Below are 21,354 nucleotides of genomic sequence, written 5' to 3'. Positions count from 1 at the left end.
GAGTAACATGCGTCTTGGATTTCTGGCCCCGGTACTGACATTTGCGGTTATCGCCGCGCTGATGCTGTATGCGCTGTTCTTTTTGAACCCGAAGGAAATTCCCTCGGAACTGGTCAGCAAGCCGGCCCCGGAATTCCAGTTGGAACCGGTGCCGGGATATGGCCCCGGCCTTGGGACCAGTGATCTGAAACAGGGCAAGGTGGTGCTACTGAACGTGTTCGCGTCATGGTGTGTGGCCTGTCTGGCAGAGCATCCGCTTCTGGTGAAGCTGAAACAGCAGGGCGTTGTGGATATCTATGGCCTGAATTACAAGGACAAGCCCGATGCCGCCGCCAAGTGGCTGACCCGGCATGGTACGGCCTATACCCGGACGGGCATGGACCTGAAGGGGCGTGTCGGGATTGATTTCGGCGTGTACGGGGTGCCGGAAACCTTCATTATCGATGGTGAGGGGCGGATTCTGGACAAGATTATCGGCCCGATCACCGAACATGATCTGGAGACCCGCATCCTGCCGCGCGTTTCGGGAGAGAACGGGTGAGAGCATTCTTCTTCAGTCTGATCGTCGGAGGGGTCCTGCTGGCGGGGAGCATGGCTGAGGCCGTGTTTGTGGATGAACGCCTTGCCGATCCGGCAGAGGAAACACGGGCGCGGGAAATTTCAGAAGGAATCCGGTGTCTGGTCTGCCAGAACCAGTCCATCATGGACAGCAATGCGGACCTTGCCCGCGATCTGCGCGGCGTTGTGCGCGAGCGGGTTGCCGCAGGGGATACGGATGATCAGGTGCGGGACTATCTTGTGGTCCGTTATGGTGACTGGGTGTTGCTGAACCCGCCGTTCAAGATGAAGACAGCCCTGCTTTGGGTCGGACCTGCGGTGATTTTCCTGTTGGGTGGATTGGCGGCGATCGCGTTCCTGCGGCGCCGGTCTTCTGCTGGCGGGGGCGAAGCGGTCCAGCGTCTCAGCCCGGAAGAACAGGAAGAACTGGACCGCTTGCTGCGGGACGGGAAAGAGGATGATCGCGGATGATTTGGGTTCTGTTGCTTGTCTTGACGGTCGTCGCCCTGATGATCCTGATCTATCCGTTGTTGAAAAAGGATACGGAAGGGACGGCCCGTGTTAAGGGCGGCCTGACGGTCTATAAACAACAGCTTCAGGAACTGGAGCAGGATGTGGCCCGCGGTATTCTGTCCGGCACCGAAGCGGATCAGGCCCGGCTGGAAATTCAGCGCCGCATCCTGAAAGCCTCCCGCGAGAGCGGTGCCGGGGATACGCTTCGGTCTGCCAGAATGATCGGGGTGGCCATTGCCCTGATTGTGGCCGTTCCGGCGGCGGCGCTCGGTCTTTATTACCAGCTCGGCTCGCCGACCCTGAAGGCCCTGCCCCTTGCCTCCCGCGATATTCAGGCGGAAAAGCAGGCCCTTGCGTCTCAGGATATGGGCGGACTGGTCGCCAAACTGGCCCAAAAACTTCAGGAACAGCCCGACAATCTGGACGGTTGGATTCTGCTGGCCCGGTCCCTGTCACGCATGGGCCGATATGAGGAAGCGGCGAATACCTATCTTCAGGCCTTGCGGATCGCGCCGGATGACGCCGACCTTCTGGTGGGGGCAGGCGAGAATTTCTATTTTCTGGCCGATGGTGTGATGTCCGATGCGGCGATTAACGCCTTTGAGCGGGCCTATCAGATGAGCCCGGACCATCCCGGCGCCCGGTATTATATGGCCCTTCGGGAGGCCCAAAGCGGCAACGAGGAAAAGGCCCTGCAGGACTGGATTGCCCTGTTTGAGGACAGTGAGCCGGACGCCCCCTTCATGGAAATTCTGCGAAGCCGGATTGCCGACATGGGCGCCACGCTGGACCGGGATGTGAGTGAGCTTCTGGCCAGCAAGGGGCCGGTTGACGCCCCCGCCGTTGGTGCAGGACCGACCCGCGAGGATATGGAGGCCGCGGCCTCCCTGTCCGAGGAAGACCGTCAGGACATGATCCTGTCCATGGTGGAACGACTGGCCACCCGCATGGCAGAGGCCCCGGAATTCGACGGCCTGATGCGGTTGGGACAGGTTTATTCCACATTAAAGCAATTTGAAAATGCGGCCGATGCCTATGGACGGGCCAGCGGGATGCAGCCGGACAATCCCGGTCCGCTGGTGATGCAGGCCTTTTCTCTTGTCAAGGCAGGCGAGACGGCCGGAGCCGTGGTTCCGGAGGATGCCCTTGCCCTTTATCGCAAGGCGCTAACGCTGGATGACGATATCCCCGAGGCCCTTTGGTATGTGGGCGTGGCCGAGGCCGCTGCCGGCAACCGGGAGGAGGCCCTTCGCCACTGGAGGAAGCTGCAATCCGTGGTGCCGGAAGACAGTGCCCTGCACGGGAATGTGGAGAAAGCCATAAACGCCCTTCCCCAATGATTCGTGACTTGCTAGATTAGGAAAGAGTGAAAATTCATCCGTCTGGAAAGGGCGGCGGTCCATGGTCAGAATTTCAGGTACGCTTACCAGCAATGTGTCCTTGTCCGGCCGAATGGCGGGGGGGCAGTCCCATGCGGATCAGGGGGCGGTGCAACCTGTCCAGAAAAAGGAAAAACCTGCGGCCCTGTCCCCGCGTGAACCCGACCTGACATTCGAGGGCATCGGCCGGAGACTGGATATTCGAGCCTGACAGGTTCGCGGGCAGCGGGGTTGAAGGAAAGGAAGGGTCTCATGTCATCCTCTACCAATCCGACAGATTTCGGGTTTGAAAAGAAAATTCCCGATGGCGATACCATGGAGCGGCAGGTCTGCACGGATTGCGGCTGGGTCCATTATGAAAATCCCAAGGTGGTCGTGGGCTCTGTGGTGACGTTTGAGGACCGGTTCCTGCTGTGCAAGCGGGCCATCCATCCCCGCAAGGGCTTCTGGACCCTGCCCGCCGGGTTTATGGAACAGCATGAAACCACAGAGGAAGGGGCGCGGCGCGAAGCCCGCGAGGAGGCCAATGCGGATATCCGCATCCGGGACCTTCTGGCCGTTTACAACGTGACCCATATCAGTCAGGTCCAGATCATGTACCGGGCCACGCTGGACCGGCCGGAATTTTCCGCCGGAGAGGAATCGCTGGATGTGCGCCTGTTTTCATGGGACGAAATCCCGTGGAACGATCTGGCCTTTCCAACCGTGTATTGGGCCCTGCACCAGTTCCGCGACACGGCGCATGAAGACCGTATCGTTCCGTTTACCAATGCAGAAGGGGATATGTTGAAACAATCCCTTGAAATGCTGAAGCGCTAGGCGCTAAACATCCGGTTCATTTTGTTAGAAAAGGGGCTCCCTCACCATGACCTACTCCCTCGTCAAGGGCGCATTGGTCGCCGTTCTTTTTGTTGGCACTGCCGGTTGTGCGCAAGCCGATCTTCTGCAGGGCCTGAAAAACACGCTCAATAATGCGGCGGGTACGTCTTCCTCCTCCGCCTCCTCGTCCAGCCTCAGCGTGGCGGATGTGACCCGGGGCCTTAAAGAGGCGCTGAAGGTGGGCAGCGAGCGGGTTGTCGGCCAGTTGGGCCGTCAGGGCGGGTTTGAAGCGGACCCGGCGGTTCATATCCCCCTTCCGGATACCCTGCAAAAGGCACAGGCATTATTACGCCGGTTTGGCCTGTCCGGGATGGCGGACGATCTGGAAAGCCGGTTGAACAAGGCGGCCGAGGCGGCGGTTCCCAAAACCAAGGAGCTGATCTGGAAAGCCATTTCAGAAATGACGCTGGAGGATGCCAACAGGATCTATAACGGTCCTGATGATGCCGCGACGCAGTATTTTCGGAAGGTGGCAACGCCGGACCTGAAAGAAACCGTTCGCCCGGTCATTGCCGATTCCCTGAACGATGTGGGGGCCATTCGCGCCTATGACAATCTGGTGGGTGAGTTCCGGCAATATCCCTTTACGCCGGATATCCGCTCTGACCTGACCGAGCATACAACCGATCTGGCCCTTGAGGGATTGTTCCACTATCTGGCGGCGGAAGAGGCGGCGATCCGCAACAATCCGGTCAAGCGAACCACCGAAATCCTGCAATCGGTTTTCGGGCGCTGATAGCGGCTGCCCGGCCGGACAGGTTGCCTATTCGGCCGGGTTGTCCGGGTCCGTGACACCGTGACGGGACAGCAGGGGGACTTGCGCCACAAAGAAGATGAACGTCGCGGCGGTGAAGCCAAAGACCTTGATATTGACCCAGATATCGGTTGAGAAATTCCGCCAGACCAGTTCGTTGGCAATGGCCATGACACCGAAAAAGGTGATCAGGCGCAGGGTCAGCTTTTTCCATCCCGCATCATCCAGCGTCCAGAAATTCTGGAACAGGGCCTGCACGAAGGATTTTCCCATGGCCAGCCCGGCAATCAGGGCCCCGGCGAACAGGGCGTAAATGATGGTCGGCTTCATCTTGATGAAGGTGTCATCATTGAGATACAGGGTCAGGCCACCAAACACCGTGACAACGACCGCCGTGACCAGCGGCATGGCCGGCAGGGTCCGCTCATAGTAATAGGAAACCCCGAGCGAGATCAGCGTGGTGATCATGATGGCCCCGGTCGCCACATACAGGTCATACAGGTAATAGGCGCCAAAAAAGAGCAGGATAGGACCCAGTTCTGTTGCCGTTTTCAGGGCCTGCGGCATTTTACGCTGTGACATGGGGTGTCCTTTACTCGATCTCTTTATGTGTCGCGGAAACGGTTACGGCTGTTCGCTGCCACTGAGGGCGCGGGCAAAATCCATGGCCGCAAACGGTTGCAGGTCGTCAATGCCCTCGCCAACGCCGATGGCGTGGACCGGCAGGCCGAACTTGTCGGCAATGGCAACCAGAACGCCGCCGCGGGCGGTGCCGTCCAGCTTGGTCATGACAAGGCCGGTTACATCGCAGACCTTGCCGAAAATCTCGGCCTGGTTGATGGCGTTCTGGCCGGTGGTGGCATCCAGCACCAGAATGGAGGAATGAGGCGCATCCGCATCCAGTTTCTTCAGGACCCGGATGATTTTTTCCAACTCCGCCATCAGGTGACCCTTGTTCTGAAGGCGCCCGGCCGTATCAATCAGCAGAAGGTCCGTCCCGTTCGCCTTTGCCTGTTCATAGGCGGAAAAGGCAAGGCCCGCGGCGTCGCCGCCAACCTTTGTGGTCATGACAGGGGCGCCGGTCCGCTCCCCCCAGATGGAGAGTTGCTCGATCGCGGCGGCGCGGAAGGTATCCCCGGCGGCCAGCATGACCTTTTTCCCGGCATCGGCATATTGCTTGGCCAATTTGCCAATGGTGGTGGTCTTGCCGGAGCCGTTCACGCCAACCACCAGCACCACATGGGGTTTCCGGCTTTCATCCAGAACGAAGGGGCGGGTGACCGGTTCCAGAATGGCGGCAACCTCTTCAGCCAGCGCCTCCTTGATTTCGTCCGGGGCGATTTCCTTGTTATAGCGGGTCCTGGCAATATTGGCGGTGATCTTGGCGGATGTGCTCACCCCGATATCGGAGGTGATGAGCAGCTCCTCCAGTTCTTCCAGAACATCGTCGTCCAGCTTGCGCTTGGTGAAAATGTCGGTAATGCCGGTGGACAGGGCATTGGAAGACCGCTTCAGGCCTTCTTTCAGGCGACGGAACCAGCCTTTTTTCTCTTTTTTCTCTGTGTCAGTCATGACCCCGATCATGCTCCCCGGCTTGCAAACAGTTTCTTTCCGTCCGTTCCTGTGATGCGGACGCGGGCGATGGTACCCGGTTCGCTTTCAAAGTCAAAGGTCACGGGGGCATATTGTTCGGTCCGCCCGGTTGTCTCGTTTTCAACCAGCACGTCAAGGTCCTGTCCGACCTGACTTTCCAGAAACCGTTTCAGGTTGGCATCGCCTGCCGCCCGAAGGGCCGCGGCCCGTTCCTTGCGCAGATTTCCCTGCACCTGCGGCATGCGGGCGGCCGGGGTGCCGGGCCGTTCCGAATAGGGAAAGACATGGGTATAGGTAATGTCGCATTCTTCGACCAGCCGGACGCTGTTGGCGGCCATCTCGTCGGTTTCTGTCGGGAAGCCGGCAATGATATCGGCGCCAAACACCACATCGGGGCGAAGGGCGCGGGCCTTTGCCACAAAGTCATAGACATCCTTGCGAAGATGCCGCCGTTTCATCCGCTTGAGAACCATGTCGTCCCCGGCCTGCAAGCTGATATGGAGGTGGGGCATCAGGCGGGGTTCTTTCTCGATCAGCCGCCACAGGTCGTCATCGATCTCGACCGGGTCCAGCGAGGACAGGCGCAACCGTTCGATATTGGGGACGGCGGCCAGAAGACGGCGGCACATCTGGCCCAGGGTCGGTGTGCCGGGCAGGTCCTCGCCATAGGCAGTGATATCCACGCCGGTCAGCACAAATTCCCGATACCCGTTCCGGGTCAGGCTTTCCGCCTGATCCACAATGGCCCCAAGGGGAACAGAGCGGCTGTTGCCGCGGCCATAGGGAATGATGCAGAAGGTACAGCGGTGGTTGCAGCCGTTCTGGATTTGCAGGAAGGCGCGGGCCCGTCCGTCAAAACCCTCGATCAGGTGGCTGGCGGTTTCGGTGGCGGACATGATGTCGTTGACCTGCACCCGCTCGGCCTGCTCAAGACCGAAGGAGGCCGGTTCCAGTTTTTCCAGATTGCCGAGAATCTGGTCCACCTCTTCCATTTCCCGGAACTGGTCCGGGTTGGTCTGGGCGGCGCAGCCGGTGACAACGATTTTCGCGTCCGGGTTGTCCCGCCGGGCCTTGCGGATGGCCTGCCGGGCCTGCCGTTCTGCCTCGTTGGTGACGGCACAGGTATTGATGATCACGGCATTGGTCAGGCCTGCGGCCATAGCATGACCGCGCATGACCTCGGATTCGTAGGTATTCAGGCGACACCCGAAGGTAATCACTTCCGGGGCTTCAAGCGGCTTGTCCTGTCCCATCACATGGTTCCTTCCAGCAGGGATGTGTCCAGAATGCCCGTAAAGGAATAGGCCACGGCGCCGCCCATCAGGACCTCTCCGTCCGGGGTCAGGGCCATGTCCAGCGGTCCGCCGTTCAGATGCAGGATCGCTGCACCATCCGCAAGACCGCGCCGGGTGGCGGCGACAATGGTGGCGCAGGCGGCAGACCCGCAGGCCAGCGTAATGCCGACACCGCGTTCCCACACCCTGAGGCGGATGTGGCCGTCCTTCATCAGGCTGGCGACACTGATATTGGCCTTGGCCGGCAGCAAGGCGTCATGTTCAAGAACGGGACCCCAAGTTTCCAGATCAATGGCGTCCGCATCCTCGACAAAAAAGACGATATGCGGGTTGCCCATATTGACGCCGACCGGATCGGACAGCGGTCCGGCTTCCATGCGGATATGCAGGGTATCTTCCTCGCGGGCAAGCGGGATGTCCTGCCAGCCTGTTTTCGGCGTTCCCATATTGATCATGACATTGCCGTTATCCATGCGGCTTCCTTTCAGAAGGCCGGCAACGGTTTCGATCACCACCGCATCCTGATCCAGTTCTGCCATCATCAGATGGGCGACGCAGCGGGTCGCGTTGCCGCAGGCTTCCGCCTCGGTGCCATCTGAATTATGGATGCGCATGAACACATCGGCCCGGTCTGTCGGTTCCAGAACCACAAGCTGGTCATAGCCGACGCCGCGATGACGGTCGCCAATGGCACGAAGGGCGGCCGGGGTCAGCCGGGGATTCTGTTCGCGGCCGTCAATGATGACAAAGTCATTACCAAGGCCATGCATCTTTATGAATGAAAGCTGTTCCATATGCCGCGATATAGGCGTTTCGGGGCTTTCGGTCCAGAATTAACTTGTCTTGGGGCCGTGTTGGTATTGACTTTCCGGAGAAACTGTGGCTATTTCAGGCCACTCAAGACACCTGAGTAACCCAATATGTCCCCTCAAAGGGACGCCGTCAGTCCGCGAGTTTCGCGCACTGGCGTTTTTTGCGTTGATTGCTATTGGTGGCTTTGAAAAAGAATTTTGGCTTTGTTTTGAACGGGTTGTTGACCATATGTTCGAAAATTTGACCGGCAGACTGGGTGATGTTCTTGGCAAATTGACCAAGAGGGGATCCCTGAAGGAATCGGACGTCGACGAGGTAATGCGCGAAGTACGCGTCGCCTTGCTTGAGGCCGATGTGGCGCTGCCTGTTGTCAAGAGCTTCATCAAGAAGGCCAAGGCGAAAGCCGTCGGGACAGAAGTCCTGAAATCCATCAATCCCGGCCAGATGGTCATCAAGGTGGTCCATGACCAGCTTGTCGAGACCCTGGGCTCCGAATCGCAGGAACTGAACCTGATCGCGGTGCCGCCGGTTGTTTATATGATGGTCGGTCTTCAAGGGTCGGGTAAGACGACCTCGACGGCGAAAATCGCCAAATACCTGACGGAAAAACAGAACAAGAAGGTGATGATGGCGTCTCTGGACGTCCGTCGTCCCGCTGCGCAGGAACAGCTTCGTGTCCTGGGTGAGCAGACGGGAATCACCACCCTGCCCATCGTCGAGGGTCAGCAGCCGGTCGAGATTGCCAAGCGCGCCTTGCAGTCCGCACGTCTGCAGGGCTTTGATGTGGTCATGCTGGATACTGCGGGCCGGTTGCATGTTGACGAGCAGCTTATGGTCGAGATGCAGGCGGTTCACAGCGAATCGGCCCCGACCGAGACATTGCTGGTCGTTGACAGCCTGACCGGTCAGGATGCCGTGAACGTGGCGCAGCAGTTCAAGGAACGGGTGGATGTGACGGGTATCGTCATGACCCGTATTGATGGTGACGGTCGCGGTGGTGCGGCCCTGTCCATGCGCGAGATTACCGGTTGCCCGATCAAGTTGCTGGGTACAGGCGAAAAGCTTGATGAACTGGAAGTCTTCCATCCTGATCGTATTGCCAACCGTATCCTCGGAATGGGCGATGTGGTGTCGCTGGTCGAAAAGGCCGCGGCCACCATTGAAAAGGATGAAGCGGAAAAACTCGCCCTCAAGATGCAGAAGGGTGTGTTCGATCTTGATGATCTGGCCAGTCAGTTGCGTCAGATGATGAAGATGGGCGGAATGGGCAGTCTTGTCGGGATGCTTCCGGGCGTTGGCAAGATGAAAAAACAGCTCGAAAACGCCAATCTGGATGACAAGCTGCTGAAACGCCAGCTTGCCATGATCGAGTCCATGACGCCGAAGGAACGGCGTAACCCCAAACTTATTGCCGCGTCTCGCAAGAAGCGTATTGCTGCGGGATCCGGCATGTCAGTACAGGATGTCAACCGCCTGCTGAAACAACACAAGCAGATGGCGGACATGATGAAAAAGGTGAAGAAACTTGGCAATAAGGGTATCGCCCGTGGCGGCCTGCAGAGCCTGCTTCCCCCTGGTATGAAATTCTAGTTTTAAAGTATTGAACTGAGAGAAAGAGCGTAAGCTATGGCACTTAAAATTCGCCTCGCCCGTCAGGGTGCTAAAAAACGTCCCTTCTACCGGATTGTAGTCGCGGATGTTCGCAGCCCTCGTGATGGCCGTTACATCGAGAAAGTGGGTACCTACAACCCGATGCTGGCAAAAGACGACGAAAACCGCATTTCGCTTGACGCAGAGCGGATCCAGCACTGGATCGGTGTTGGCGCACAGCCGACTGATCGTGTTGCCGGTTTCCTCGCGGCTGCCGGTCTGTCTGAAAAGGTAGAGCGCAACAACCCGAACAAGGGTAAGCCGAAAGCCAAGGCACAGGAACGCATTCGCGAAGCTGAAGAAGCTGCAAAAGCTGCTGCTGAAGAAGCTGCTGCTGCTGCGGAAGCCGAAGCGGCTCCCGCTGAAGAGGCTGCTGAAGCTTAAGGATAACTGGCATGCCACAATCAGGCAGGCTCCTTCTGGGGGTCATTGTTGGGCCGCGAGGCATCCGGGGTGAAGTGAAGGTCAAGACCTTTACCGAACATCCGGAAGATATCGTGGCCTACGGACCGCTGGAAGATGCGACAGGAAAGACATGTTTCAATCTGGAACTTGTCGGATTTGCAAAATCCACCCCTGTCGTTCGGATCAAGGGTGTTGCAGACCGCAATAAGGCCGAGGCCCTCAAGGGGACAGAGCTGTATGTATCGCGGGATGTGCTGCCCGAAACGGAAGATGCCGACGAATTCTACCACGCCGACCTGATCGGGTTGGATGCGGTATTTGAAGACGGCACACGGTATGGCAAAATTCTGCGTGTGTGTGATTTTGGCGCAGGAGACATGCTGGAAATCGTCCCGGAGGGGCAGCGGTCGAAGGCAGGTGTCTTCATTCCGTTCACCCGCGAGATGGTGCCCGTTATTGATCTGGAAGCTGGCCGTGTTGTGCTGGATTTGCCCGAGGATTTCTTTGCAGAGCCGGAAAAAGTTTCTGGTGCTGCCGGGGAAATGGGCGAAAAATGAACGGGCAGTCTGCTGACGACGATATGTGTGCTGCCGAATTGAGAGAGGATGGACCGGTTACCCCTTGGGGCGCCCACGTTCTGACCCTCTTTCCGGATATGTTTCCGGGACCGCTGGGATTTTCACTGGCGGGCCGGGGGCTGGAGGCCGGAGCCTGGACGCTTCGAACCTCGAACATCCGGGATTATTCGGTGGGCAAGCATCACGTTGTGGATGACAGTCCCTTTGGCGGCGGCGCCGGAATGGTGATGCGGCCAGATGTGTTGGCAAATGCCATTGATGACGCTGTGGCGACATCAGGTGCCGACAAAAAGCTGATTTACTTCAGCCCCCGTGGCCGGGTCATGGATCAGGCCTATGTACGGGAGCTGTCGGAAGGGTCGGGGGCCATTATGGTTTGCGGTCGGTTCGAGGGAGTTGATCAGCGGGTCCTTGATGCCCGGAATATCGAGGAGGTCTGCCTTGGCGACTTCATCCTGTCCGGCGGAGAGGTGGCGGCTTTGGCGTTGCTGGATGCAGTTGTCCGGCTTCTTCCGGGGGTAACCGGAAACCAGGCGTCGCTCAGTGAAGAAAGTTTTGAGACCGGGTTGCTGGAATATCCCCACTATACCCGGCCTCCGGTCTGGGAAGGCCGCGACGTTCCGGAAGTGCTGCTTTCGGGGCATCATGAGAAAATTCGGGAGTGGCGGCAGCGCCAGTCCGAGGCATTGACGAAACAACGACGGGTGGACCTTTGGGAACGCTGGTCAGGTGATAAACTGAAATGAAGGTGAAAGCTATGAATGTGATTCAAAAGCTAGAACAAGAGCAGATTGAGAAATTGACTGCCGATCGTCCGATCCCGGACTTTCGTGCGGGCGACACCCTTCGCGTCCACGTGAAGGTTGTTGAAGGAACACGGGAACGTGTCCAGGTCTTCGAAGGCGTTTGTATTGCCCGCAACTCTGGCGGCATCAATGCAAACTTCACCGTTCGCAAGATCTCCTACGGTGAAGGCGTGGAACGTGTATTCCCGCTGTATTCCCCGCGGATCGACAAGATCGAAGTTGTTCGTCAGGGTATCGTTCGCCGTGCGAAACTGTACTACCTGCGCGAACTGCGCGGTAAGAAGGCTCGTATCCGCGAGCGCCGCGAAGATCGCAACGCGAAAAAAGCCAACGGCTAAAAAATACTGCCTGAAAATTTGGGCGGACCGGGTCCGGTACGGCTTTTGCCGTGCCGGCCATCGGTGTATAATGACATAAAATAATCCTGCCTGGAGAGGAACGCGACGATGGGTGAAGCGAAAACCCTGTATGACAAGATTTGGGATAGCCATCTGGTTGATGTGCAAGACGATGGTGCCAGTCTGCTCTATATTGACAGACATCTGGTTCATGAGGTGACAAGCCCGCAAGCGTTCGAAGGACTGCGGGTTGCAGGACGCAAGGTACGCCGTCCTGACGCGACCTTTGCGGTTGCGGACCACAACGTCCCGACCAAGGATCTGGACAAGGGCATTACCGATCCGGAAAGCAAGCTTCAGATCGATACCCTTGAAGCCAACACCCGTGACTTTGGCGTCAACTACTTCTCCATGACGGATGATCGGCGCGGTATCGTGCATATCATCGGGCCGGAACAGGGACTGACCCTGCCGGGCATGACGATTGTGTGCGGCGACAGCCACACCTCCACGCACGGGGCGTTCGGCGCTCTGGCGCATGGTATCGGCACTTCCGAGGTTGAGCATGTGCTGGCCACCCAGACCCTGATTCAGAAAAAAGCCAAGAACATGCGTGTTCTGGTCAATGGCGATCTGCCGGTTGGTGTGACTGCCAAGGATCTGGCGCTGGCGATCATCGGCAAGATCGGAACGGCCGGTGGAACAGGCTGTGTCATTGAATATGCAGGTGAAGCGGTTCGCTCGCTTTCCATGGAAGGGCGTATGACCCTTTGCAACCTGACCATCGAGGCAGGCGCGCGCGCCGGTCTGGTGGCTCCGGATGAAACAACGTTTGACTATGTCAAGGGCCGCCCTTACGCACCGAAGGCCGGTGCGTTCGAACAGGCCGTTGCCTACTGGAAAACCCTGACAACAGACGAAGGCGCAACCTTCGACAAGGAAGTTGTCATCGATGCCTCCGAGATCGTTCCCTATGTAACTTGGGGAACCAGCCCGGAAGATGCGCTGCCGATCACCGCCAATGTGCCGGCCCCGACCGATTTCCCGGATCAGGGCAAGCAGATCGCGGCTGAACGGGCCCTGAAATATATGGGTCTGACCGCAGGCATGAAGCTGACCGATATCGAGGTGGATCACGTGTTTGTCGGTTCCTGCACCAACGGCCGGATCGAGGACCTTCGGGCCGTCGCCGACGTGGTCAAGGGCCGCAAGGTCAAGGACACCGTGAACGCCATTATCGTTCCGGGTTCCGGTCTTGTTAAAATTCAGGCCGAAGAGGAAGGTCTCGACAAGATTTTTGTCGAAGCCGGCTTCGAATGGCGTGAACCGGGTTGTTCCATGTGTCTTGCGATGAACGCGGACCGCCTTGACGAAGGGGACCGGTGTGCCTCTACATCCAACCGGAACTTCGAAGGGCGTCAGGGCCGCGGGGGCCGGACTCATCTGGTCAGCCCGGCCATGGCAGCAGCAGCGGCAATTACCGGCCGTCTGACTGATGTGCGTGAGTTGTCGTAAGGGGGATAAAAAGATGGAAAAATTCACGAAACTCACCGGTGTTGCGGCTCCCATGCCGCTGGTCAACATCGACACGGACATGATCATTCCCAAGCAGTACCTGAAAACCATTCAGCGTGCCGGTCTTGGCAAGAACCTGTTCGCCGAGATGCGCTATGAAGCGGATGGCAGTGAAAAGGATGATTTCGTCCTGAACCAGCCTGCCTATCGCGGCGCGGAAATTCTGGTTGCCGGTGACAACTTCGGTTGTGGCTCCAGCCGTGAGCATGCCCCTTGGGCGCTGTTGGACTTCGGTGTTCGCTGTGTGATCTCCACCAGCTTTGCCGATATCTTTTACAACAACTGCTTCAAGAACGGTATCCTGCCCATCGTCGTTTCCAAGGCGGACCTGGAAAAGCTGATGGATGATGCCGGACGCGGTGCCAACGCGACCCTGACCATTGATCTGGAAGCCCAGGAAATCCAGGGCCCGGACGGGGGAACCATTGCGTTCGATATCGATCCTTTCCGCAAGCATTGCCTGTTGAACGGTCTTGATGATATCGGTTTGACCATGCAGAAGGCGGAAAAGGTTGACAGCTTCGAGGAACAGCAGAAGCTGACCCAGCCTTGGCTGCAGAACTAGTACAGGGGTAGGCTCTACCACAGGTTACACGAGAAGTGCCTCCCCTGACCCGGTTAGGGGAGCTTTCTTTTTTGAGGCCCCCGGTTCGGGGAGCCTTCTTGTCCATAGAAAAGGGAAGTAAAGAATAATGGCGTCCAACAAATCTCTTTTGATCCTGCCGGGTGACGGTATCGGCCCCGAAGCAATGACGGAAGTCCGTCGTATCGTCAACTGGATGGAAACCAATCGTGCGGTCAAGTTTGACGTGGATGAAGATCTGGTCGGCGGTGCATCCATTGATGCCCACGGCATTCCGATCACCGATGAAGTGGTTGAGAAGGCCCAGAATGTGGACGCCGTTCTGCTGGGTGCCGTTGGTGGTCCGAAATGGGACAACCTCGACTTCTCCATCAAGCCGGAACGCGGTCTGCTGCGTCTGCGTAAAGATCTGGAACTGTATGCCAACCTGCGCCCGGCAATCTGCTTTGACGCGCTTGTGGATGCGTCCAGCCTGAAGCCGGAACTGGTGTCCGGTCTGGACATCATGATCGTTCGCGAACTGACAGGCGGCGTCTATTTCGGCGAGCCTCGCGGGATCGAGGATCTGGGCAATGGTATTCGCCGGGGGATCAACACCCAGGTTTACACCACACCTGAAATTCACCGGGTGGCCCGCGTTGCCTTTGAACTGGCCCAGAAACGCAGTGGTCGCGTTGTATCCAGTGAAAAAGCCAACGTGATGGAATCCGGCGTTCTGTGGCGCGAGGAAGTCATCAAGATTCACGAAAGTGAATTCCCGGATGTTGAACTGAGCCACATGTATGCGGACAATGCCGCCATGCAGCTTGTTCGGGCACCGAAGCAGTTCGACGTGATTGTTACGGACAACCTGTTCGGCGACATCCTGTCCGACTGTGCGGCCATGCTGACAGGCTCACTGGGCATGTTGCCGTCCGCTTCCCTCGGGGATGTGGACGCACAGGGCCGTCGCAAGGCCCTCTACGAGCCGGTACACGGTTCCGCACCGGACATTGCCGGGCAGAACGTGGCCAACCCGATTGCGACCATTCTCTCTTACGCTATGGCCCTGCGCTATAGCTTCGATATGCCGGAAGAAGCCGATCTGATCGAAAAAGCCGTTCAGAACGTTCTGGCAGGGGGCATGCGGACCGCCGATATCATGGCGGAAGGCATGGCCAAGGTATCAACCACAACAATGGGCGATGCCATTCTGCGTGAACTTGACAAGTTGAGTGCTTAAACTACGTGTTAGTTCACTAAATTTAATAGTAAACCATATTCCGGGCGGTGCTGGTGCATCGCCTGGGACCTAGAAAAGAGATCAAAATCATGGGATACAGAGTTGCTGTAGTCGGTGCCACGGGTAATGTGGGCCGCGAGATGCTGAACATTCTGGACGAACGACAATTTCCTGTCACAGAAGTTACCGCATTGGCCTCTAAACGGTCAGCGGGGAAACAGGTTTCCTTCGGTGACAAGACCCTGACCGTCAAGGAACTGGATGGTTTTGATTTCACCGGCTACGACTTTGCGCTGTTCTCCGCAGGGGGATCCATTTCCGCGAAATATGGACCGATTGCCGCGTCACAGGGCTGTATTGTGATCGACAACTCGTCTCACTACCGGATGGACCCGGACGTTCCGTTGATCGTCCCGGAAGTGAACCCCGAGGCCGCCGCCGGATACACAAAGAAAAACATCATTGCCAACCCGAACTGCTCAACAGCACAGATGGTTGTGGCGCTGAAGCCGCTGCATGATGTTGCAAAGATCAAGCGTGTGGTTGTGTCCACCTATCAATCTGTTTCCGGTGCCGGGAACGACGCGATGGATGAACTGTTCAACCAGACGAAAGGCATGTTTGTGCATGACGAACCGTCACCGGAGAAATTCACAAAGCAGATCGCCTTCAACGTGATCCCGCATATCGATATGTTCATGGACGACCGCTATACCAAGGAAGAGTGGAAAATGGTGGTCGAGACCAAGAAGATCATCGATCCGGCCATCAAGCTGACAGCGACCTGTGTTCGTGTCCCGACATTTGTGGGGCACGCGGAAAGCATCAATATCGAGTTCGAAAACGAGCTGTCTGCGGATCAGGCCCGCGATATCCTGCGCGAAGCCCCGGGGATCATGGTGATCGATAACCCGGATGAAAACGGCTATGTCACACCTGTTGAATGTGTCGGCGATTATGCCACCTTCATTTCCCGGATCCGGGATGATGCCACCGTTGATAACGGCCTGAACCTGTGGTGTGTTTCCGACAACCTGCGTAAGGGTGCGGCCCTGAATACAGTTCAGATCGCTGAACTGGTTGGCCGCGAATACCTGAAAAAAGCCGCCTGACCTTTTCAGGCATCTCAGGAATGTGAAAGCCGCCCGGCATGTCCGGGCGGCTTTTTTTATGGGCCGCTTCCCGCCGCGGGACCCAAGGCCTTCCGATAGCCCTGTCACAGAGAGGAGCATTGTCGCGTCACAGTCTATTTGGGAGTTTTTAGATGTATCCAGTTTTTACCGAGGGCGAAAACGGCGAGAGCCAGACCCGTTATCTCAAGCCGGATTTTGAGGTCTATCGCAGAAATTGTGAAAAGGGACCGGATACCGAAAGTCATGTGGCGCTCGAACAGGGGTTTGCGTATGTGGTGCAGACGTTTGCCGAAAAAGGCAGGAAAATAAAAGAAGTGGAACTTGAGCGATACAGGGATGACTTCATCAATATGGCTGACTTCTTCCCGAGAGAATACCACCAATACATGATGCAGGCGTATATTTTGACAATGACGGGCGAAGACAAGGCATATCGCTTGGGCCTGATCCGTCAGGTGCTAAAGAACACAAAGATCAAGGAAGGTTTTGCCGAGTTAATCCTCGGATTGGGCTTTCTGCATCCGGCCGATTCTTCGTCATTTTTTACGGATTCAATTGTGTTTGAACTGGTCAGTCAAATGGATAGGGCAGAGCATATGGACGATCCGGAACATGAAAAATGTGCTGTAAAGAAGTTGGTGGGGGAACAATTTTACACATACCTTCGTATACAGCAGCGTGCAAAAAAAATGCGCCTGGATCGACGGCTCCCCGGATTTTACTCAACCTCTCCAATCGGTCAGGGAAGGATGCTTTTCAGAGTCCTTGCCGGGGGATATAGGCTGCAGCAGATTGATCAATGTATGCAGTGGGGCGATACCCTCGACGACCTTGAGAAGTTGAGTCGTATTGTGGCAAAGAGCTTTCGCCGAAAGCTGGAAGAGTTCGGCAATCTTGAGTTCAAGGATGTATTGGGAAACTGGCCTTCCTTGGTCCTTCCCAGGATTATGGGTGATCTGCCGCTCCTTAAAGGTGATAACAAGTTCAAGAATCATCTTTCGTGGCTATGGAGCTTGTCAGAAAAAGATTTTCGAAACCTCCTCATGTTTCAGGCCAGACATCATCGGAAGTATTTATGTCGCGGTTGGTTGAAAGGGGAGTTGGCGCAGCAATATGCGGGAATTGCGTCTTCCACAACTCACATCCTCAACGGAGTATGCTGGGGATTTGACCGGTTTACTGAGGCAGATCAGCAGGATGCAGAGCGTTCCTATTTCGACAGGGCGTTCCGTCAGGCCAAAGACGTATCAGCATCGCAGCGGCTTGGCGAAGAAAAAGAAGACGAAAGGGTGAGGAGAGGCTTTCGGGGCGTTATCGGTGAGGAACTCAATGAGCTGACGCCTGAAAAGCTGGATGAACTGGTCAGAAAAATCGAGGGAGGTGATGGGGAACGGAAGCGAAAGCCTGCCCAAGAAATAAAGGGAAGAAAGGGAAAGCCGAGACCAAAGGCCGGACCGTCTTCCAGAAAACACGAAGTTCCTGAATACAAGGAAGCACCGACCGAAGAAGAGAAAGAGGAAATCCGAATGCTTCCGGCTCGGCAGCATAGCCTTGCCGAGAAACATTCGCTGATGATGATCGAGGCATTCCGGAAAAGCGGGATCAGCCGTCTGAAAGCGACAGCATCAGATTTACAGTTTTACTTGGGAGGCGAGACGGTTTCAGAGGATCGTCGGAAAGAGGTTGAGGCGACAATTGAGGAATTGGAGCGGCTAAGGCACCGATTTGAGACACTGGGGAATCCAAAGACCTTGAAAAGTGAAACGTTGGGCATGTTAAACCTTGCCTTGGAAACGGGGGTTGCCAAGGGGCAACGGCTGCTGGGGAAAATTGTTGAAGACTATAAGAAAAAAAATGCAGGTTTGTTGGCCTCGGAAAAGCATGGAAGAGCGCTTCGGAGATTTGCAAATAAAGTCCAGGCCCATCTGAAGGGGAGCCTGTTACGGGAGGCCTTCAATCAGGGGGGAGAAATCGAGGTTTCACTGAAGCACCTGTCGCCGGAGGATATCCGGGAGTATTTTCACGGCCGGGTCTATGATCACGGGGGTGCCGTGGAATTTATATATCCAAAAAGCCGGCTTGCCCATAATGAGAGGCTGGGGACCTATGTTACCAGTGGTGGAGGTACACATAAGAATGATCGGCTCTTCTGTATCACCGTGCATCTTTGGAGGACGCGCGACGACGGTGCGGCACCTTCCCGACCCTTTACCCATTTTGATGACAGGGTATGGAAAGATCGGGATGTTCAGGCCGGGAACTCTTTTTATGTGCTGCACGTAAAGGAAGCCTGATCGGGGGATTTTGGGGACAGCGGCGGGGCTGTTAAAGTTGCCCCGCCGTGGCTCTTTGCGCAACTATGTTGCGTCGCAGCAAATATCAGGTATGATGCTGCCAAAAAAGAGTGTTAGGTCACCAAATCGGAGAAAATCCATGTCACAGTCCCTTCGTCCCCGTCGTTCTGTTCTGTATATGCCGGGGTCCAATGCCCGTGCGCAGGAAAAAGCCAAAACCCTTGCCGCAGATGGCCTGATCCTTGATCTGGAAGATGCCGTGGCGCCCAATGCCAAGGCGGAAGCCCGTGACATTGTCTGCCGGAATGCGGCGGAAGGCGGCTATGGCAAGCGGGAGATTATTATCCGGGTCAATGGTCTTGATACCCCGTGGGGACGGGAGGATGTGATTGCTGCGGCGAAAGCCGGTCCCGATGCGATTTTGCTGCCAAAGGTTGAGTCTGCCGCGCAGGTTCATGAACTGGAAGCCCTGATGACGGAAAATGGGGCGCCGGAGAGCACGAAAATCTGGTGCATGATGGAAACCCCGCTGGGTATCCTGAAAGCAGAGGAAATTGCCGCTTCCAGCCCGCGGGTTGACTGTTTTGTCATGGGCACCTCCGATCTGGTCAAGGATCTTCGGGCCCACCATACAGCCATGCGCCTTCCGGTGATCACGTCCCTCGGGCTGTGTCTTCTGGCCGGCCGCGCCTATGGGCTGACGGTGCTGGACGGGGTGTCCCTTGATCTGGCGGATGAAGATGGCTTCCGGGCATCCTGTGTGCAGGGGCTGGAGCTTGGCTTTGATGGCAAGACCCTGATCCACCCGAAACAGCTGGCCCCGACCAACGAGGTTTTTGCCCCGTCCGAGGAAGAGGTTGAGTATTCCCGCCGGGTGATCGAAGCCTTTGAACAGGCCGAGAAGGAAGGCAAAGGTGTTGTCCTTGTGGATGGCAAGCTGGTCGAGAATTTGCATGTTGAACTTGCCAAGGCCAAGGTCGCCCTGGCGGAAGCCATTGCGGAAATGGCTGCTTGAGGGGAATGAGAATGACAAAAGCAAAAACGAATCCCGGAAATTACTTCGAGGATTTCAAGCTGGGGCAGGTTCTTCGCCATGCCACGCCGCGCACCATCACCGAAGGCGATGTGTCTCTGTATACAGCCCTGTATGGTGGGCGTTTTGCCATGCAGTCGGCGGACAGCTTTGCCCTTGATTGTGGTCTTGAGGCGGCGCCGGTGGATGACCTGCTGGTGTTCCATGTGGTGTTCGGGAAAACGGTTCCCGATGTATCCCTGAACGCGGTGGCGAATCTGGGATATGCCAATGTGCGCTTCCTCGCGCCCGTCTATCCGGGGGACAGCCTTCAGACCGTGTCCGAGGTGATCGGGCTGAAAGAAAATTCCAACGGCAAAACCGGCGTTGTCTATGTCCGCTCCATCGGGACCAATCAGGTAGGCGAGGTGGTTCTGGATTATGTTCGCTGGGTTATGGTGCGAAAAGCGGATGCCGCTGCCCCGGCCCCTGAAGCCGCTGTGCCGGACCTGCCGGCTGTGGTTGATCCGGCAGGCTTCGTGTTGCCGGCGTCCCTTGATTTCCGCGACTTTGACACGGTTCTGTCCGGTTCTCCCCACTTCTTTGAGGATTATGAAGTGGGCGAAAAGATCGACCATGTGGATGGCATGACCATCGAGGAGGCCGAGCATATGATGGCCACCCGGTTGTACCAGAACACCGCAAAGGTCCATTTCAACCAGCATATGATGCAGAATGACCGGTTCGGAAAGCGCCTGATCTATGGCGGTCATGTGATCAGTCTGGCCCGTGGCCTCAGCTTTAACGGACTTGGCAACGCCCAGTTCGTGGCGGCGGTCAATGCGGGCTCTCACACCAACCCGACATTCTCTGGCGATACGATTTATGCGTGGAGCGAGGTTTTGGACAAGGCCGATGTTCCGGGCCGTGAGGATGCGGGGGCGCTGCGTGTGAGAACGGTGGCAACCAAGAATTTGCCCTGTGTGGAATTCCCCTTCAAGGGCGAGGACGGCAAGTATCTTTCCGATGTTGTTCTTGATCTGGATTACTGGGTGATATTGCCAAAAGCCACAATTGCGGTATAAAAGCCCATGTGTAGCCATGGTAAAGTTGACTTCATCTTTTCCAGGACTACAATCCAACCGCAAAAAATCCGACGTATGTTCAGTTTAAAGACTGCCTAGCTAGAGAGATATCATGGCGAATGTAGAAAGACCCCTGTCGCCGCATCTGCAGATATATAAACCGCAGATCACGATGGTCACGTCCATTACACACCGTATTACCGGTGTGGCACTGGGCGCCGGAACCCTGCTTTTGACCTGGTGGCTGATTGCCGTTGCCGCTGGTCCGGAAGCTTATTCAACCGTAAACGCATTTCTGACGTCCTGGTTTGGACGGCTGGTGATGTTCGGGTTCAGCTGGGCCCTGTTCTATCACTTGTGCAACGGAATCCGGCACCTGTTCTGGGACGCGGGCAAGGGGTTTGAACTGCCGACCATGCGCAAGACAGGCATGCTTGCCATCGTCATGTCCGTGGTTCTGACACTGTTGACCTGGGTTGTTGCATACGGAATCGGAGGCTGACCATGAGCATGAGAACACCTCTTAAAAATGTCCGCAGTCTGGGGTCCGCAAAAGACGGCACCACACACTGGTGGCACCAGAAAGTCACGGCTGTTGCCCTGATTCCCCTGTTTGTCGTTGCTCTGGCCTATGTGATCTCGCTGGTTGGTGCGGATTACGAGCGGGTTCGCTATGTGCTGAGCCTGCCGTTCACATCCCTGATCCTGCTTCTGCTGATCGGTATCACCTTCTATCACCTGAAGCTGGGCCTGCAGGTTGTGATCGAGGATTACATCCATTCTGAAATCAAGAAAGTTGTTCTGCTGATGCTGAACAGCTTCTTCTGTGCAATTGTTGGTCTTGCCGCAGCGCTGGCCGTTTTGAAGCTGGCGTTTGGGGGTTAATTAG

At 56.6% G+C, this 21,354-nt stretch carries 24 protein-coding genes; 20 read left to right on the top strand and 4 right to left on the bottom strand.

Translation table 11 applies throughout. The annotated features are described in order from the left end of the window. Positions 1 to 7 precede the first annotated feature (7 nt). From FQB27_RS15835 to FQB27_RS15810, 6 genes are all read left to right on the top strand, one after another. Positions 8 to 541, top strand: a complete 534-nt coding sequence (locus FQB27_RS15835; protein WP_169562043.1) for a DsbE family thiol:disulfide interchange protein — start codon at positions 8 to 10, stop codon at positions 539 to 541. Then, entirely contained in the window at positions 538 to 1,029 is a 492-nt protein-coding gene (locus tag FQB27_RS15830) for a cytochrome c-type biogenesis protein (RefSeq protein WP_284347903.1), read from the top strand. Before FQB27_RS15835 ends, FQB27_RS15830 begins: the two co-directional genes overlap by 4 nt. Continuing rightward, positions 1,026 to 2,411 carry a c-type cytochrome biogenesis protein CcmI gene (gene ccmI, locus FQB27_RS15825; protein WP_169562042.1) on the top strand — a complete coding sequence of 462 codons (1,386 nt, stop codon included), beginning with the start codon at positions 1,026 to 1,028 and terminating at the stop codon, positions 2,409 to 2,411. The genes FQB27_RS15830 and ccmI overlap by 4 nt, the downstream gene beginning before the upstream one ends. Before the next feature lie 61 nt (positions 2,412 to 2,472). Next, on the top strand, positions 2,473 to 2,661 hold the full coding sequence (locus FQB27_RS15820; RefSeq protein ID WP_169562041.1) for a hypothetical protein: 189 nt from the start codon (positions 2,473 to 2,475) through the stop codon (positions 2,659 to 2,661). A gap of 41 nt (positions 2,662 to 2,702) precedes the next feature. Next, positions 2,703 to 3,269, top strand: a complete 567-nt coding sequence (locus FQB27_RS15815; protein ID WP_169562040.1) for an NUDIX hydrolase — start codon at positions 2,703 to 2,705, stop codon at positions 3,267 to 3,269. Between the two features lie 46 nt (positions 3,270 to 3,315). Then, positions 3,316 to 4,065 (top strand): DUF4197 domain-containing protein, encoded by a 750-nt coding sequence (locus FQB27_RS15810; protein ID WP_169562039.1) that lies wholly within the window; start codon positions 3,316 to 3,318, stop codon positions 4,063 to 4,065. A gap of 27 nt (positions 4,066 to 4,092) precedes the next feature. Here the strand turns inward: FQB27_RS15810 and FQB27_RS15805 are convergent, their stop codons facing one another. From FQB27_RS15805 to dapF, 4 genes are read right to left on the bottom strand one after another with little or no spacing between them, the layout of a single operon-like run. Continuing rightward, entirely contained in the window at positions 4,093 to 4,665 is a 573-nt protein-coding gene (locus FQB27_RS15805; protein ID WP_169562038.1) for a septation protein A, read from the bottom strand. A 42-nt stretch (positions 4,666 to 4,707) separates the two neighbouring features. Beyond that, positions 4,708 to 5,655 (bottom strand): signal recognition particle-docking protein FtsY, encoded by a 948-nt coding sequence (ftsY, locus tag FQB27_RS15800; RefSeq protein ID WP_240953554.1) that lies wholly within the window; start codon positions 5,653 to 5,655, stop codon positions 4,708 to 4,710. Between the two features lie 8 nt (positions 5,656 to 5,663). Then, entirely contained in the window at positions 5,664 to 6,929 is a 1,266-nt protein-coding gene (mtaB, locus tag FQB27_RS15795) for a tRNA (N(6)-L-threonylcarbamoyladenosine(37)-C(2))-methylthiotransferase MtaB (protein ID WP_169562036.1), read from the bottom strand. After that, positions 6,929 to 7,765, bottom strand: coding sequence for a diaminopimelate epimerase (dapF, locus tag FQB27_RS15790; RefSeq protein WP_169562035.1), 837 nt, complete (start codon positions 7,763 to 7,765; stop codon positions 6,929 to 6,931). Before dapF ends, mtaB begins: the two co-directional genes overlap by 1 nt. A 247-nt stretch (positions 7,766 to 8,012) precedes the next feature. Between dapF and ffh the strand changes: the two genes are divergently transcribed. From ffh to sdhD, 14 genes are all read left to right on the top strand, one after another. Next, positions 8,013 to 9,374: a signal recognition particle protein gene (gene ffh, locus FQB27_RS15785; protein WP_169562034.1), complete on the top strand. Its 1,362-nt coding sequence runs from the start codon at positions 8,013 to 8,015 to the stop codon at positions 9,372 to 9,374. Between the two features lie 36 nt (positions 9,375 to 9,410). After that, a complete protein-coding gene (gene rpsP / locus FQB27_RS16905) occupies positions 9,411 to 9,818 on the top strand; it encodes a 30S ribosomal protein S16 (RefSeq protein ID WP_169562033.1) in 408 nt (135 codons plus the stop codon). 11 nt (positions 9,819 to 9,829) lie between these two features. Continuing rightward, positions 9,830 to 10,396 (top strand): ribosome maturation factor RimM, encoded by a 567-nt coding sequence (gene rimM / locus FQB27_RS15775; RefSeq protein ID WP_169562032.1) that lies wholly within the window; start codon positions 9,830 to 9,832, stop codon positions 10,394 to 10,396. A 23-nt stretch (positions 10,397 to 10,419) separates the two neighbouring features. Continuing rightward, complete coding sequence (gene trmD, locus FQB27_RS15770; protein WP_348540537.1) at positions 10,420 to 11,163, top strand: tRNA (guanosine(37)-N1)-methyltransferase TrmD; 744 nt, start codon at positions 10,420 to 10,422, stop codon at positions 11,161 to 11,163. 11 nt (positions 11,164 to 11,174) lie between these two features. Continuing rightward, on the top strand, positions 11,175 to 11,561 hold the full coding sequence (gene rplS / locus FQB27_RS15765; protein WP_169562081.1) for a 50S ribosomal protein L19: 387 nt from the start codon (positions 11,175 to 11,177) through the stop codon (positions 11,559 to 11,561). Positions 11,562 to 11,669: 108 nt separating this feature from the next. Beyond that, the gene (gene leuC / locus FQB27_RS15760) at positions 11,670 to 13,076 is read left to right on the top strand and encodes a 3-isopropylmalate dehydratase large subunit (protein ID WP_169562030.1); all 1,407 of its coding nucleotides are present in this window, start codon (positions 11,670 to 11,672) and stop codon (positions 13,074 to 13,076) included. A 13-nt stretch (positions 13,077 to 13,089) separates the two neighbouring features. After that, the gene (gene leuD / locus FQB27_RS15755) at positions 13,090 to 13,701 is read left to right on the top strand and encodes a 3-isopropylmalate dehydratase small subunit (protein ID WP_169562029.1); all 612 of its coding nucleotides are present in this window, start codon (positions 13,090 to 13,092) and stop codon (positions 13,699 to 13,701) included. 127 nt (positions 13,702 to 13,828) lie between these two features. After that, complete coding sequence (gene leuB, locus FQB27_RS15750; RefSeq protein ID WP_169562028.1) at positions 13,829 to 14,941, top strand: 3-isopropylmalate dehydrogenase; 1,113 nt, start codon at positions 13,829 to 13,831, stop codon at positions 14,939 to 14,941. Positions 14,942 to 15,030: 89 nt separating this feature from the next. Continuing rightward, positions 15,031 to 16,053, top strand: coding sequence for an aspartate-semialdehyde dehydrogenase (locus FQB27_RS15745; RefSeq protein WP_169562027.1), 1,023 nt, complete (start codon positions 15,031 to 15,033; stop codon positions 16,051 to 16,053). A 152-nt stretch (positions 16,054 to 16,205) separates the two neighbouring features. Then, the gene (locus tag FQB27_RS15740; RefSeq protein ID WP_169562026.1) at positions 16,206 to 18,368 is read left to right on the top strand and encodes a hypothetical protein; all 2,163 of its coding nucleotides are present in this window, start codon (positions 16,206 to 16,208) and stop codon (positions 18,366 to 18,368) included. Positions 18,369 to 18,507: 139 nt separating this feature from the next. After that, a complete protein-coding gene (locus FQB27_RS15735) occupies positions 18,508 to 19,383 on the top strand; it encodes an HpcH/HpaI aldolase/citrate lyase family protein (RefSeq protein ID WP_169562025.1) in 876 nt (291 codons plus the stop codon). An 11-nt stretch (positions 19,384 to 19,394) separates the two neighbouring features. Then, the gene (locus FQB27_RS15730; protein WP_169562024.1) at positions 19,395 to 20,465 is read left to right on the top strand and encodes a MaoC family dehydratase; all 1,071 of its coding nucleotides are present in this window, start codon (positions 19,395 to 19,397) and stop codon (positions 20,463 to 20,465) included. A 112-nt stretch (positions 20,466 to 20,577) separates the two neighbouring features. Then, complete coding sequence (gene sdhC / locus FQB27_RS15725) at positions 20,578 to 20,967, top strand: succinate dehydrogenase, cytochrome b556 subunit (RefSeq protein WP_169562023.1); 390 nt, start codon at positions 20,578 to 20,580, stop codon at positions 20,965 to 20,967. Between the two features lie 2 nt (positions 20,968 to 20,969). Then, the gene (sdhD, locus tag FQB27_RS15720; protein WP_169562022.1) at positions 20,970 to 21,350 is read left to right on the top strand and encodes a succinate dehydrogenase, hydrophobic membrane anchor protein; all 381 of its coding nucleotides are present in this window, start codon (positions 20,970 to 20,972) and stop codon (positions 21,348 to 21,350) included. Positions 21,351 to 21,354 lie beyond the last annotated feature (4 nt).

The sequence above is a fragment of the Sneathiella chinensis genome, assembly GCF_012720115.1.
Lineage (GTDB): Bacteria > Pseudomonadota > Alphaproteobacteria > Sneathiellales > Sneathiellaceae > Sneathiella > Sneathiella chinensis.
Note: the sequence above shows the minus strand (reverse complement) of the source record. Positions and strands in the feature narration are given on the sequence as shown.

Coding starts and splice junctions, on each gene's coding strand:
- rpsP (WP_169562033.1), top strand. CDS start 9,411: ATGGCACTTAAAATTCGCCTCGCCCGTCAGGGTGCTAAAAAACGTCCC.
- FQB27_RS15810 (WP_169562039.1), top strand. CDS start 3,316: ATGACCTACTCCCTCGTCAAGGGCGCATTGGTCGCCGTTCTTTTTGTT.
- FQB27_RS15745 (WP_169562027.1), top strand. CDS start 15,031: ATGGGATACAGAGTTGCTGTAGTCGGTGCCACGGGTAATGTGGGCCGC.
- mtaB (WP_169562036.1), bottom strand. CDS start 6,929: ATGGGACAGGACAAGCCGCTTGAAGCCCCGGAAGTGATTACCTTCGGG.
- ccmI (WP_169562042.1), top strand. CDS start 1,026: ATGATTTGGGTTCTGTTGCTTGTCTTGACGGTCGTCGCCCTGATGATC.
- FQB27_RS15730 (WP_169562024.1), top strand. CDS start 19,395: ATGACAAAAGCAAAAACGAATCCCGGAAATTACTTCGAGGATTTCAAG.
- FQB27_RS15805 (WP_169562038.1), bottom strand. CDS start 4,665: ATGTCACAGCGTAAAATGCCGCAGGCCCTGAAAACGGCAACAGAACTG.
- FQB27_RS15815 (WP_169562040.1), top strand. CDS start 2,703: ATGTCATCCTCTACCAATCCGACAGATTTCGGGTTTGAAAAGAAAATT.
- FQB27_RS15820 (WP_169562041.1), top strand. CDS start 2,473: ATGGTCAGAATTTCAGGTACGCTTACCAGCAATGTGTCCTTGTCCGGC.
- FQB27_RS15835 (WP_169562043.1), top strand. CDS start 8: ATGCGTCTTGGATTTCTGGCCCCGGTACTGACATTTGCGGTTATCGCC.
- sdhC (WP_169562023.1), top strand. CDS start 20,578: ATGGCGAATGTAGAAAGACCCCTGTCGCCGCATCTGCAGATATATAAA.
- FQB27_RS15740 (WP_169562026.1), top strand. CDS start 16,206: ATGTATCCAGTTTTTACCGAGGGCGAAAACGGCGAGAGCCAGACCCGT.
- ffh (WP_169562034.1), top strand. CDS start 8,013: ATGTTCGAAAATTTGACCGGCAGACTGGGTGATGTTCTTGGCAAATTG.
- ftsY (WP_240953554.1), bottom strand. CDS start 5,655: ATGACTGACACAGAGAAAAAAGAGAAAAAAGGCTGGTTCCGTCGCCTG.
- leuB (WP_169562028.1), top strand. CDS start 13,829: ATGGCGTCCAACAAATCTCTTTTGATCCTGCCGGGTGACGGTATCGGC.
- sdhD (WP_169562022.1), top strand. CDS start 20,970: ATGAGCATGAGAACACCTCTTAAAAATGTCCGCAGTCTGGGGTCCGCA.
- rplS (WP_169562081.1), top strand. CDS start 11,175: ATGAATGTGATTCAAAAGCTAGAACAAGAGCAGATTGAGAAATTGACT.
- rimM (WP_169562032.1), top strand. CDS start 9,830: ATGCCACAATCAGGCAGGCTCCTTCTGGGGGTCATTGTTGGGCCGCGA.
- leuC (WP_169562030.1), top strand. CDS start 11,670: ATGGGTGAAGCGAAAACCCTGTATGACAAGATTTGGGATAGCCATCTG.
- leuD (WP_169562029.1), top strand. CDS start 13,090: ATGGAAAAATTCACGAAACTCACCGGTGTTGCGGCTCCCATGCCGCTG.
- dapF (WP_169562035.1), bottom strand. CDS start 7,765: ATGGAACAGCTTTCATTCATAAAGATGCATGGCCTTGGTAATGACTTT.
- trmD (WP_348540537.1), top strand. CDS start 10,420: ATGTGTGCTGCCGAATTGAGAGAGGATGGACCGGTTACCCCTTGGGGC.
- FQB27_RS15735 (WP_169562025.1), top strand. CDS start 18,508: ATGTCACAGTCCCTTCGTCCCCGTCGTTCTGTTCTGTATATGCCGGGG.